The organism is Maridesulfovibrio salexigens DSM 2638, assembly GCF_000023445.1.
Taxonomy (GTDB): Bacteria; Desulfobacterota; Desulfovibrionia; order Desulfovibrionales; family Desulfovibrionaceae; genus Maridesulfovibrio; species Maridesulfovibrio salexigens.
This window is the reverse complement of record NC_012881.1, coordinates 825372-838325: the sequence shown is the minus strand read 5'-3', so window position 1 is coordinate 838325 and position 12954 is coordinate 825372. Positions and strand designations below refer to the sequence as shown.

The following is a 12954-nucleotide window of genomic DNA, read 5'->3' as shown; positions in this document are numbered from 1 at the left end:
TTAAATCGGTCCGGCAGACATACGTCCGCCGGACCGATTTAAGAACATTATTTTAAAATGCTAACCTTCGAGTTCACGGGCTAAAGCCGCTATTTCTTCGCGGATAATCCGTGCTGCTTCAGCAGGAACAGCCCGCTCAAGCTTATCGGCTAGCAACTCTTCAACGGATGCCTTGAAAGATTCTTCCAGTTCACCCTTCATATCATCAATTTTCTCAACCAGACGCGGAGCGAGGTAATCCTCGATATCTTCGGTCAACCGACTCTTAATGCGGTAAAAAGCCGGAGAATCAGGATCAAGTTCTTTTTCAAGAGACTTGCTTACAATATCTTCCACATCAGGCAGAGCTTCAATTTTTTCTTCGATTCCGGCCAGACGCGGCTCAAGGTCAGGAGCTTCGTCAAGACGGGATTCAAGTGCTGCTACGCGCGATTCATGATCAGGAGCCTCGTCAAGACGGGACTCAATAGCGACCATTCGCGGTTCGAAATCAGGTTTTTCATCAAGCTTAGCTTCAATAGCGGAAATGCGTTCTTCAGCATCAGCGCGAACTTCACGCAAACCAAGCTGAACCTGATCAGTGACTTTATCGCCCAATTCTTCAGCAGCGGCAGCGGCAATGGAAACAACTGCGGCTGAATCTGGACGAAGGGCTTCACTGAGCTGCTGGCTTACAACAGACTCAACGCCACACCCCTGCATCACTTTTTCCTCAAGCAGACGCATATTTTCCGCAAAAGCGGTCATGCTGGACTCAAGGGTATCAATCTGTGAAATACGTTCGGTGGCAGATTCCAGAGCTTCTTCCAGCACTGCGATCCGCTCAGTAGCTTCATTGAACGAAATTTCAAGGGCTTCGGCACGCTTGGCAGCAGAGGCCGCCTTTTGTTCAAGCTCTTCGATAATGGCTGCCTGCTCAGCGGAATCAGCGGCAACTTCAACCTCGTCACTTTCCAATTCCGCATCAAGATCAGAAAAATCTATCTCTGCATCTTCAAGCAACTCGCCGAGATCAAGGTCATCGGCATCGGCTTCGAGATCTTCGTCAGCAACCATTTCAAGGTCTGCTGCAATATCAATATCTCCAGCGACAAGCTCAGGTTCTACAACTTCACTTTCATCGATGGAAACTTCTTCTGCAACAGGCTCTTCGACCAAAGGCTCCATCACTTCAGGCTCTACAGCCTCAACTTCAGCAGCCGCTTCAAGCACAGGCTCTTGATCAATATCATCGAGCAGTTCAAGACCTTCTTCATGAAGCTCAACAACTTCCTCATGGTCATCGGAAAGCAGACCTTCGATATCTTCATCAGCAAGGACATCCTCACCAAGATCACCGAGGTCTACCTTGTCCTCTACTTCGCCGAGGAGTCCGTCAAGTTCATCGTCTTCATCCGCACCGGCTTCTTCCAGCAGGGAATCCAAATTCTCAACTTCGGAATCTTCATCGAATAAGGAATCAATGTCTTCGGCATCATCTTCGGCAATAGTTGCATCGCCGCCAAGGTCATCAATAAGGCCATCAAGACCGTCAGCATCAAGCTCACCGTCTTCAACACCATCGGCAGCTAGAAGTTCAGCTTCACCGAGATCAAAATCAATGTCATCTTCCGCATCAGCTTCAACTGCCTCTGAAACAGCTGCTTCTTCTGCAGGAGATTCGGAAATTTCTGTTGCTTCTTCAGCAACGTCATCGAGATCAAGCACATCTTCTGCTTCTTCAGCGATATCATCGAGTTCGAGGATATCATCACCGGATATCTCTTCAACAACATCGTCAAGAACAAGGGCGTCATCTTCCCCGCCTTCGACAATGTCGTCGAGATCAATCAAGTCATCACCGGAAGCTTCTTCAACAATATCATCGAGAACAAGGGCGTCATCTTCCCCGCCTTCGACAATGTCATCAAGCTCGATCAAATCATCACCGGAAGCCTCTTCAACAACGTCATCCAGAACCAGAAGATCATCGCCAGCACTTTCGTCGACGACATCATCCAGCACAAGAAGATCGTCTGAATCATCCATGGTCAATTCAGGCTCTTCAATTTCAAGGTCCTCAGAAAAAAGGTCTTCTAGTTCCTGCTCAAAGCTGACATCAACCTCTTCAGCAACATCATTAAGGTCGAGAACCTCTTCCGCGCCTTTTTTTTCCGGTGAATCCGGGGTCATAGACTACCCTCTTAAAAAAAATTTAAAAAAAGGGGGCGGGCAGCCCCCTTTCATTACACATCAAGAAAACTTATTTTTTCTTGGGGTGGCAGTCGCCGCACTTGGTGGGGCCAGTTGCCTTTTTAGCTTTCTTCAGAGCCTTGTGACAGCCTACACAGCTGATGTCAGACTTAGAGTGGAAAGCGGAGTAGAAAGAAGTGGGCTTCTTTTTACCCTTTTTGCTGGTGTCTACGTGACAACCTTCAGCGGAGCACTTTTTAACTTCAGCTTTACCGTCCCACTTGTGGTGGCACTTGGTACAGTCGAGAGCTGCGTGTCCTTTGTGAGAAAAGTCCACCGGAGCTTTGGTCATTTTAGCGCCAGCAGGAGCTTTCAGAACCATGTCGCCGGGAGCATCGACAGCATACAGGCTGGGAAGTGCAAAAGCGCAAACCAGAGCAGCTGTTACCATGCTGATAAGCAGGGTCTTTTTCATCCTCAGTTCCTCCTTAGAATAACGTTAACCTAATTACAGTCTTCTTGTGGATTTAATTTAGATAAAAAACCATGTCAAGCATGCTAAAAAAATCCACTGATTAAAATTAGCGGTATCAAATAGTTATCTTGCACTTAATCAGATGTCATACTTGTTGGCGTAACCACGCGGAGTGAGCATTTTCCCCGCCACCTCTCGAGTAGAGGAATTACCAACAATCAGAACGGTTTGCATATCAACATCATTTACATCAAGTGTCTCCAGAGTTGCCACCTGCACCTTCTGTTCTTCACGGTAAGCCCGGTTTACGATGCCCAGCGGAGTGCTCCCATCACGATATTTTTTTAAAATTTCAACAGCTTCTCCAAGGTGCCCTGCTCTTTTTTTTGAACGCGGATTATAGATTGCAATCACAAAATCAGCAGAAGCCGCAGCTTCGAGCCTTTTTTCAATCTTTTCCCACGGGGTAAGCAGGTCACTGAGGCTGACGGATGCAAAATCATGCATCAAAGGTGCGCCGAGCAGGGCCGCTGCTGCAGTGAAAGCGGGGATTCCCGGCACTACTTCAAAATCAACCTTATCAAACAGCTCACCTGCTTCCAGCAACTCCATAACCAGACCGGCCATGGCGTAAATTCCCGGATCGCCGCTGCAGACCATGACGACATTTCGCCCTTCAAGAGCAGCATCCACAGCCTTACGACAACGTTCCACCTCTGCCATCATGCCTGTAGACAGGACTTCCTTACCTTCAAGCAACTCCGATGGAACCAGTTTCACGTACCCGGTATAACCGACAACAGCTTCTGCTTCCTCAATAGCATGCCTAGCCTGCGGCGCCAGCAAACACTCATCACCGGGCCCAAGCCCGATCACTTTAATACAACCTTTACTCATTTTCTCTTTGCTATAGCTGCGGTCACCCGCGCACTCTTGGTTTTGGGGACCAGAATCTGCGTGGCATTTGCCATTTTCATAGCAGCAGCTTCGCAAACGCCGTTAACTCCCATATGTTTCATCACCATACCCGAAGGATTGGCGACCTCAATTTCATCTAATTCAGCTGCACTGAAAAATTCTAAATCCAATCCTAAGACCTGTGCAACTTCAATCATTCCGGCTTCGTCACTTTTAGCATCTATTGAGCCCATGCAACATATCGAATCAAGGGCAATGCCATTATCCGCAACAACACTGCGAACCAGATCCAAAATCTCATCCGCAGGCACCCCGCGTCGACACCCTACTCCAAGCGTCAAGCAGCGCGGATAAAGAGCCAACACACGTTCCGGCAAATCATGAACATGCCAATCCACAACAATACCGCAACGAGACTCGAACATTATATCTACATTATCTATCACATAAAAATATTCTTTTAAATCAGAGAGGTCCAAAAAGCAGTCAGGATCATAGACCGGGACCTTTTCGCCATCCAGAATAGCAGCATTAATATGCTTAATTAAACCAATATTACCAATGACCAAGCCCTGATCACGCGCAATCAGGTCCACAGACGGTACACCTGCACAATCTGTAGCCGTGGTAATCACCGGAGTAGCCCCGATCTTATCCCCGATCAGCCGCGCAAGTTCATTGGCTCCGCCCAAATGACCGGAGACAAGACTGATTGCGAACTCCCCTTCCTGATCCACAACAACCACGGCCGGGTCAACAGCTTTGCTTTTCAGAAGAGAAGCAATCATGCGCACCACGATTCCCGATGCAGCCACAAAAATATGGCTATCATATTTGGAAAACTTATCGGCAACGATATCTTTGAGGGACGTGAAAGGGATGTCTGTTTCTGTGGCGTAACGATCCAGCACATAACAATCGGCCCGCAACGAATCTACAAGCTCACGGGCTTTTTCCGCTCCTCTTTGGGTAAGCGCATATATTGCTGTACGATTTTCCATGGGAAATTTCACTGTAACAAAAAACGGGAGGAGTTTCCTCCCCCCGTTTAATTATTAAACTATCAAAAGGTTTTGGGATTCTTAAACCCTTTTGCAAAAGGGTTTAAGGCCCTCGGCAGAGCTGCCGGAGGCTTCTTAGCCTTTAAAGCTTTTAACAGCTTCCAAAGTAGCTTCGTAATCTGCTTCGCTATGGGCGAAGGAAGTGAAAGTACACTCGAAGCTGGAAGGTGCGAGGTTCACGCCATGCTCACGCATGTGACGGTAGAACTTGGAATAAAGCTCAGCATCACCGGTCTTGGCGGACTCGAAATCAGTTACTTCCTGATCAGTGAAGAACAGGGTGAAAATAGATGCAATATGGTTCAGGCTGACTTTAAAACCGTTAGCTTCCAAAGCGGCTTTCATATCCTGCGCCAGTTTGAGGGTACGTGCTTCAAGAGCATCGTAATCCTGCTGCTGCAAAGAACGCAGAGTAGCAACACCGGCTGCCATGGCAACAGGGTTACCGGAAAGTGTGCCTGCCTGATAAACATCACCGCAAGGTGCAATGCGGCTCATGTATTCCTTTTTGCCGCCGTAACAGCCAACGGGAAAACCGCCGCCGATAATCTTACCGAGAGTAGTCAGGTCGGGGGTAACATCAAAGCGGGGACCGACACCGCCGGAAGTCACGCGGAATCCGGTGATAACTTCATCAAAAATCAGCAATGCACCGTGCTCGTCGCAAAGTGCGCGCAGACCTTCAAGAAATCCTTCCTTAGGCAGAACGAGACCCATGTTACCTGCCACAGGCTCAACAATGATTGCTGCAATGTTCTGGCCTTCTTTTTCGAATACGCCTTTAACTGCATCAAGATCGTTGTAAGGGGCAAGCAGGGTATCTTTTACTGTTCCCTCGGGAACACCGGGAGTGCCGGGAATGGAAAAAGTTGCCAGACCTGAACCTGCGCTTGCGAGAAAGCAGTCACTGTGACCGTGATAGCAGCCTTCAAATTTAAGGACTTTATCGCGACCGGTAACGCCACGTGCGAGACGCAGTGCGGACATGGTTGCTTCGGTACCGGAGTTAACCATACGTACCATTTCGATGGAAGGAACCATTTTAATAATCTCTTCCGCCAGCTCAATTTCACCGGGGCAGGGAGCGCCGTAACTTGCGCCCATGTCCACAGCCTTGTGTGCTGCTTCTTTGATTGCTTCATAGCCGTGACCAAGCATCATCGGGCCCCAGCTCATAACGTAGTCGATAAGTTCCTGACCATCTACAGACCACATGCGGCTGCCTTCAGCCTTTTCGATAAAAAGAGGATCGCAACCAACGGATTTGCAGGCACGGACCGGGCTGTTAACACCACCGGGAAGCAGTTCCTGCGCTTTATTAAAAAGTTCAGATGATGAAGCCATTTGAAACTCCTTATGAAATTTGATGCGCTTCGCGCTTTTATGAAATCATTTTGCCTCCGGCGGCTTAAACCCTTTGAAAAGGGTTTAAGAATCCCAAACTTTTTTAGTAGGGCTTCGCCGCTGGGGACGGTAGATTGTGCGGGGAAATTGAATGTGTGATCCCCGTATAAAGATTTATTTCTTTTCAAAATAGACCATTGAGGTCTTTTTCAACTCTTTGAGACTGCGCAGGGTGCAGTGATCGGTAATTCCGGTCTGCTCTTCAAGCTCGGCAACTACGTTTTTGCAATCATCCGGGCCTTTGCCGTGGATCATTGTATAGAGGTTGTACGGCCAGTCTTCGTAAGTAAGTCGCAGGTAGCAGTGACTGATCTCAGGACGTGCGGCCATGAACTCACCGACTTTTTCCGGCTCCTGATCTTCAGTAACACGCCATGCAACCATGGCATTTGCGCCATATCCGGCCTTCTGATGACGGAGAGTTGCTCCGAAACGGCGGATGATCTTGTCACCCTTAAGGCGACTTAAAAGGTCCAGCACTTCCTGCTCGGAACAGCCTACCTGCTCGGCAATGTCTGCGTAAGGAGTTGCACTCCAGGAAAGGTTTGTTCCCGCCAGCGCCAGAATATTATGCTCAAGTTCAGTAAATTTTTTTGCCATATCCCATCCTTGGTCTTTTCTTTGGTCAGCCCTTGATACCCGTATATTGTTTCATCCTCAAGTGCTGAAACCGAAATATTTCTTTTGGAGTACCTCCAAATGGAAGACACGTTATTTTTTGACTTAAGTCATAGATTAAAAATCACAGATATGAGATATTGGCAGTAGTGCAATCTTTTTATTTCCAACCAAGGAGGGATTTAAAGCAGCAAAAATTCGTAGAGCAAGATCAATGAGGCCAAAATAAACTTGTAGAGAGAGGTGCCTATGAACTTTAACTCGGTTCTAAGGTTCTGTGCCTTGGCAAGTGTAACAGTCGCAGTGGTGATGGGGGTGTATTTGGTCCAAGAGTCCAAAGCCACATCCTACATGTCAAATGACTCCACAGCCTGTATCAATTGCCACGTCATGGAGAGTTATTACGCGACATGGCAGCACAGTTCCCACGCTCAACGCGCCCAATGTGTTGACTGTCATTTGCCGGTGGAGAACTACATCGACAAATACGCGTCCAAGAGCCGCGACGGATGGAATCACTCTGTCGCTTTCACATTGAACACATATGGAAAACGCATGCTCATCACAGAGGATGGTTCCCGCCGTGTTCAAGAAAACTGTATCAGATGTCATGCCAGCTTTTCGAAGACACTCATCAAAAATGTTGATCGCTACCACGCGTTTGACAGTGAGTCGTTAGGGGAAAGAAAATGCTGGGATTGCCACCGCTATGTCCCGCACGGGAAAGTACGCAGCATTGATGCCGCACCCGTAAGACTTGGCGTGAAGTGGACTCAATAATTTTTTGAGATGAAGATGGGGGAACAATGAAGAAGAATACTATCATACTAGTGGGGGCTCTGATTGCGATAGCCTTCATGACGTACATGCTGCTTTCAATCAACACCAGGAAGACTGAACAAGTTCTGCTGAACACCACTCCCGTTATTAAAGAAAAGGGAGTGGAAGCCAGAAGCGACATCTGGGGCAAGGAATACCCTCGCCAATATGATACTTGGAAAAAAACCAAAGACAGTAACAAGATTGAAGATATGGTGGAGAAATATCCCCAATTGGCAATCCTTTGGGCTGGCTACGGTTTTGCTAAAGATTATAATGCACCTCGCGGACACTTCAATGCTCTGCAAAGTAATATCAATACCTTACGTACCGGCGCACCGACCGGTCCCAATGACGGACCGATGCCTATGGCATGCTGGTCCTGTAAATCTTCTGATGTTCCGCGCATTATGGAAAGAGACGGTGAGCTTCAATACTTCACCGGGAAATGGGCAAGAATGGGTAGCGAGATCGTAAACCCCATCGGCTGCGCAGACTGTCACAACAGCCAGACAAGCCAGCTCGAAATATCAAGACCTTATCTCAAACGCGGCCTCGAAGCGAGCGGCAGAAAACTGGAAGATCTCACTTTTCAGGATATGCGCTCTCTGGCCTGCGCCCAGTGCCACTCTGAGTATTACTTCAAAAAGACCCCTTACACCGACGAAGCAGGCAATAAGCAGGTTGCCGCTGTAGTAACCTTCCCATGGGCTAAAGGACTCGCTGCCGAGAACATGGAAGAATACTACAATGAATACGGCTTCAAGGATTGGACTCATGGCATTAGTAAGACTCCCATGCTTAAAGCCCAGCACCCCGGTTATGAAATATTCACTACCGGCATCCACTTCAAGCGCGGCCTTTCCTGCGCAGACTGCCACATGCCTTACACTCAGGAAGGCAGCGTCAAATTCTCTGATCACCAGATTCAGGATCCTCTGAACAACATCGCAAACTCATGCCTGACCTGCCACCGCCAGAGTGAGGAAGAGTTCAAGCAGATTGTAGAAGAAAAGCTGAAGCGTAAAGACCAGCTGAATGTTATCGCCATGAACAGCCTTGCCAATGCGCACCTTTTGGCCAAGAAGGCATGGGAAGTTGGCGCAACCGAAGCTGAAATGGAAAAGCCCATCAATACCATCCGTTCCGCACAGTGGCTCTGGGATTACTCCATTGCCAGCCATGGTTCTTTCTTCCATGCTCCCGGCGAAACCCTGCGCCTTCTGGGTGTAGCAAACAACAAGGCTATGCAGGCCCGTCTGGAACTCCAGAACATTCTCGCAAACCACGGTGTGACCGACTACGAAGTGCCTGACTTCTCCACAAAGGAAAAAGCTCAGAAGCTTGCCGGAGTTCCGTTTGATAAGCTCGTTAAAGAAAAGATGAGATTCAAGAAGGGAATGGTTGTCGAATGGTATGATGAAGCTGTTAAAGCAGGACGTTTAGATAAGAACTGGTGGAAGATTCTGCCGGACAACACTGCTTACCCGCAGAACTAAGATCTGATTAGTTACAATCAATTAATAAACGTGCCCCCGGACGAAAGTTCGGGGGCTTTTTTGTTATTTAGGCAGCTATTAGAGAAAAAAGTTCAGGACAATTCGCGCACCACTTGTGCCAACAACTCATCTGCCGCTTCAAGCACATCTTTGATCTCCTGAGGTGTGGCGCTATCAAGATGGATTCCACAAGCTACTGAGACAGTACAATTAAAAGTTGTCGCCAGCGCATAAGAAATTTTCCGGGCCAGCTCATCTTCTTTATGTCCACAAACGGTCAGAAGGGAAACAGAGCTGTCGACTTTCGCATGATCACTCAATCCGGCATGCGGGACAGCTAAGGCAACAGCACCGATATGCGGTTCATCCCCGCCGTAAAAGCTTACATTGAAATCTTTGCCCATCCGCTCGATGGTCATGATTAAGGTAAAGCGGGCAGTTGTTTTTTCAATTCGGATCATAAGACTGTCCTTTTCTAAAAATTCCTAAAACAACATAAGGATATACGTCTGCCCCTATCCACGCAATTTTTCTTTTTCATTATCGATAAACCCCTTTCATTTTTGAACAGGTTGCCAAATTTTCCTGTGGGAGGTAACTTAAAATCGATTTTAAATTCACGCTGATTACAACTGCCAAGGAGATAATAAATGAAAATAGCAGTAATCGGAGCCGGAGCATGGGGAACCACCCTTGCAAACACTCTGGCTAAGAAAGGACATAACACTCACCTCTGGGTCCGCGAACAAGAACTTTGTGATGAAATAACCAACACCGGATATAACTCAGTATTTCTTCCTGACTTCAAACTTTCCCCGGACCTCAAATGCAGCAGTAATCCTCAGCAGGTTATGGAGGGAGCGGATTACTTCCTTCTTGTGGTTCCAAGCCAATTCCTGCGCAGTGCACTGGCTGATATGAAGCAGTACTTCCCGCAGAATCCCGCAGTTGTCTGCGCCAGCAAAGGTATTGAGCTGAATACCGGAGCACCCATGTCACAGGTGGTCTTTGAATCATTGGAAGGTTTAAATCCAAGATTTGCCCATCTCTCAGGCCCCACCTTTGCTTATGAGCTGAGTGCTGAACTTCCGACATCCATTGTGCTCGGCTGCGGAGACGAGAAACTGGCCGCAGAGGTGCAGGATATTTTCTCTACCCCTTATTTGCGTATCTATACCAACCCGGACTACCGGGGAGTAGAACTGGGCGGTGCCATTAAAAATATCATGGCGATTGCCGCAGGTATGGCCGACGGATTGAAATTCGGGCATAACACACGTGCAGCCCTGATCACCCGTGGGATTGCTGAAATGAGCAGACTGGGTGAAGCCATGGGCGCGCAAGCTTCCACATTCATGGGGCTTTCCGGCATGGGCGACCTTGTACTTACCTGTACCGGTGACCTTTCCCGTAACAGGCAGGTCGGTTTAAAGCTCGGCCAGGGAATGAAACTGAATGAAATCCTGAAAATGCGCATGGTGGCCGAGGGAGTAAAAACAACCGAATCAGTTTACTTTCTCGCAAAAAAACTGGGAGTAGAGCTGCCGATAACCGAACAGGTTTACAAAATTCTATATGAAGACAAAGATCCCGCCACTGCTGTTTGCGATCTGATGAACCGCGATCTCAAGGCGGAATAAATAAGGAGTGTCGAATGAAAAAAATACTTTTGCTGACTGCGGCCTTGTTGATGCTCGGTGGATGCGGTTCATGGCATAACCCGAACATTACCGACCCGGCCAAGGAAAAGGAAATTTTCAAACGCGACCGGGAATTCTGCGAAAACCAGAATCAGCAGAATGTTCCAGTTGGAGCGCAGACTGATGACGCACCACCGGAACCGACCACTTACGAAGCCGAGTTTTCCGAAAACTACGCCTATGAAACGACATTTGAAAAATGCATGAAAAGGCGCGGCTGGATTAAAAAATAAAAAAATCCCCTTCGTAGAACTACGAAGGGGATTTTTGCTTCCGCACAGTAGTTAGCTATGTTAAATTTCGAATATGCCTAGTAAATTACGCCTACTTTTTTTCAAGCAAGCTATAATGTTGCTGGTTATATCCTTTCTCTTTCTGCCTACAGCAGCAAAAGCGACGGAATCTACTTTACTGGTATCAGGTCAAATAGACTGGCAGCCTTTTTTGATGAAAGACAATACCGGAAAAGTCTATGGCTTGATGTATGAGATATTGGAAAAGGCAGCCCATGCAAACGGCTACACACTGGAATACCGTGACATGCCGTGGAAACGAGCTGTCATTTCATTGGAAAAAGGCAAACTGGATATAATGTGCGGCATATTCTGGAACAAAAACAGAGCAAGACAGTTCCTGTTTTCTCCTCCTATTTTACGTAATGAACTGCACATTTTCACCAACAAGCCCTTCAAACTAGAAAGGTTAATAGACCTGCAAGGTAAGACGGGTGATCACATAAGAGGCGGGAGTTACGGAGATTTATTTGACAGCTTCATAACATCAGGCAAGGCTCGTTTTGTGGAAGTGACTGATGATAATACAGCTATAAACAGACTGGTGAGGGGATATTCAGATTTTTTTATCGGTACCTATGTTGATACCACAATAAAACTTTCGAAACGCGGACTGGAGCAATCCATCATAGCTCTGCCTTATATTGTAGATACAGTAAATGTATACTTTGCCTATCCCCAAAAAACCAAAAAGAAACATTCATATGAAAAAATCAACCGTACACTTGAACAAATGCAGGCCAGCGGAGAAATTTCCAAACTCATCAATCAATATTTCAACGGGACAGGAATAGATCCGCGAAAAGTCATTTTTAAACCAGAAGATCTACGTGGACACTAAAACTACTGCCGCTTAGCTCTGTACTTTTCAATCAGGCTGATGGCCCGGCCGGTAAGCTCGTTAAATTCCGGCTTGGTGATCTGGTCATCCGCTTTGACAGCCTCACCCTTGTGGTAGAGCCCTTTGGTTATGAGAGAAGAAAAAAGAATTACCGGCAGGCAGGAGAGATCCGCGTGCTCCTTAATACTCCTAGTCAGTGTATAGCCATCCATCTGGGGCATCTCAATATCTGAGACGACAATATCAACTACATTATTGATTGTTCCCCCGCTTTCCTTGGCTTCAGCGTTAATTTCTTTGAGTGCTTCCAAGGCTTCCTGACCGTTGGTGTAAAGCTTGACCTCAAAATTGGCAGATTCAAAATTTTTATTGAGAAGAGCACGCACAGAAACAGAGTCGTCTACTAAAACAGCAGTCATCTTTTCCGGGGCAGTATAAACCTGACCGTCACTCCGCTCAGCCATCTCAGGATCAAGTTCCCCCAAAATACGCTCAAGATCGATCATAAGGACAAAACGATCTTCAAGATGCACTGTACCGGTAATGCAGTTGGTATCAAGGTCTGCGATGTACTTATTGGGTGTCTTCAAATCTCCCCAGCCGATGCGATGAATCTGGGTTACCCCTGTAACCAGAAAACCTGTGATTACGTTGTTTATCTCGGTAACCACAATCAATTCGTAATCAGACTCCTTACGCTCGATACCAAGCCAGACCGCCAAATCAATAACCGGAAGAATTATATCACGCAGAGACATGGTGCCCAGATAGCTGGGATGCGGAGCGCCATCAGCGGCCTCAAGCCCATCAGGAGCTTCAACAACTTCAAGCACTTTTGCCACGTTTATACCGAAATAATCACGTTCATCAGTGCCACCATCGACCTCATCGATAAAGAACTCAATAATCTCGAACTCGTTAGTCCCGGTGTCCAATAATATTTCATTATCCAGCATGTGGTGACTCCCCCAAAAATCAATCCTGAATTCTACTCAATATCCGCATAGACTTCTATTGTAGATGCCCGCACGTACTATTTCAAGCTATTACCTTTTTTTTAAGAATAAATACACTTGTTATTGCTCTTCAAAAACCGCCTATTCAATCAATACGCCTCGTTATTGCTAGGACATACGTATTGATATACAACTTAT

At 47.1% G+C, this 12954-nt stretch carries 13 protein-coding genes; 5 read left to right on the top strand and 8 right to left on the bottom strand.

Going from position 1 to position 12954, the window contains the following annotated elements; translation table 11 throughout:
- Nucleotides 1-60: 60 nt before the first annotated feature.
- The 6 genes from DESAL_RS03800 to ahbB all read right to left on the bottom strand — a co-directional run bounded on the left by DESAL_RS03800 (nt 61) and on the right by ahbB (nt 6630).
- Entirely contained in the window at nt 61-2172 is a 2112-nt protein-coding gene (locus tag DESAL_RS03800) for a midas domain-containing protein (protein ID WP_015850642.1), read from the bottom strand.
- A 70-nt stretch (nt 2173-2242) separates the two neighbouring features.
- A complete protein-coding gene (locus DESAL_RS03795; RefSeq protein ID WP_015850641.1) occupies nt 2243-2647 on the bottom strand; it encodes a cytochrome c3 family protein in 405 nt (134 codons plus the stop codon).
- A 138-nt stretch (nt 2648-2785) separates the two neighbouring features.
- A complete protein-coding gene (gene cobJ / locus DESAL_RS03790; protein ID WP_015850640.1) occupies nt 2786-3544 on the bottom strand; it encodes a precorrin-3B C(17)-methyltransferase in 759 nt (252 codons plus the stop codon).
- Nucleotides 3541-4566, bottom strand: a complete 1026-nt coding sequence (locus DESAL_RS03785) for a cobalt-precorrin 5A hydrolase (RefSeq protein ID WP_015850639.1) — start codon at nt 4564-4566, stop codon at nt 3541-3543. Before DESAL_RS03785 ends, cobJ begins: the two co-directional genes overlap by 4 nt.
- 135 nt (nt 4567-4701) lie before the next feature.
- Nucleotides 4702-5970, bottom strand: coding sequence for a glutamate-1-semialdehyde 2,1-aminomutase (hemL, locus tag DESAL_RS03780; RefSeq protein WP_015850638.1), 1269 nt, complete (start codon nt 5968-5970; stop codon nt 4702-4704).
- Nucleotides 5971-6144: 174 nt separating this feature from the next.
- A complete protein-coding gene (gene ahbB / locus DESAL_RS03775) occupies nt 6145-6630 on the bottom strand; it encodes a siroheme decarboxylase subunit beta (RefSeq protein ID WP_015850637.1) in 486 nt (161 codons plus the stop codon).
- Between the two features lie 267 nt (nt 6631-6897).
- Between ahbB and nrfH the strand changes: the two genes are divergently transcribed.
- Together nrfH and nrfA are read left to right on the top strand one after the other, a co-directional pair.
- Nucleotides 6898-7428 (top strand): cytochrome c nitrite reductase small subunit, encoded by a 531-nt coding sequence (gene nrfH / locus DESAL_RS19975; protein ID WP_015850636.1) that lies wholly within the window; start codon nt 6898-6900, stop codon nt 7426-7428.
- 26 nt (nt 7429-7454) lie between these two features.
- Nucleotides 7455-8966 (top strand): ammonia-forming cytochrome c nitrite reductase, encoded by a 1512-nt coding sequence (gene nrfA / locus DESAL_RS03770; protein WP_015850635.1) that lies wholly within the window; start codon nt 7455-7457, stop codon nt 8964-8966.
- A 92-nt stretch (nt 8967-9058) separates the two neighbouring features.
- On the opposite strand, the gene lpdD is transcribed toward nrfA, so the two are convergent.
- Nucleotides 9059-9427, bottom strand: a complete 369-nt coding sequence (lpdD, locus tag DESAL_RS03765) for a prenylated flavin chaperone LpdD (RefSeq protein WP_015850634.1) — start codon at nt 9425-9427, stop codon at nt 9059-9061.
- Nucleotides 9428-9616: 189 nt separating this feature from the next.
- Here lpdD and DESAL_RS03760 point away from each other — a divergent pair, with 189 nt between their 5' ends.
- The 3 genes from DESAL_RS03760 to DESAL_RS03750 all read left to right on the top strand — a co-directional run bounded on the left by DESAL_RS03760 (nt 9617) and on the right by DESAL_RS03750 (nt 11800).
- Nucleotides 9617-10606, top strand: a complete 990-nt coding sequence (locus DESAL_RS03760) for an NAD(P)H-dependent glycerol-3-phosphate dehydrogenase (RefSeq protein ID WP_015850633.1) — start codon at nt 9617-9619, stop codon at nt 10604-10606.
- Between the two features lie 14 nt (nt 10607-10620).
- On the top strand, nt 10621-10899 hold the full coding sequence (locus DESAL_RS03755) for a hypothetical protein (RefSeq protein ID WP_015850632.1): 279 nt from the start codon (nt 10621-10623) through the stop codon (nt 10897-10899).
- A 115-nt stretch (nt 10900-11014) separates the two neighbouring features.
- The gene (locus DESAL_RS03750; RefSeq protein ID WP_015850631.1) at nt 11015-11800 is read left to right on the top strand and encodes a substrate-binding periplasmic protein; all 786 of its coding nucleotides are present in this window, start codon (nt 11015-11017) and stop codon (nt 11798-11800) included.
- Between the two features lie 2 nt (nt 11801-11802).
- Here DESAL_RS03750 and DESAL_RS03745 read toward each other — a convergent pair whose 3' ends face one another.
- Complete coding sequence (locus DESAL_RS03745; protein ID WP_015850630.1) at nt 11803-12756, bottom strand: chemotaxis protein; 954 nt, start codon at nt 12754-12756, stop codon at nt 11803-11805.
- Nucleotides 12757-12954: the final 198 nt, after the last annotated feature.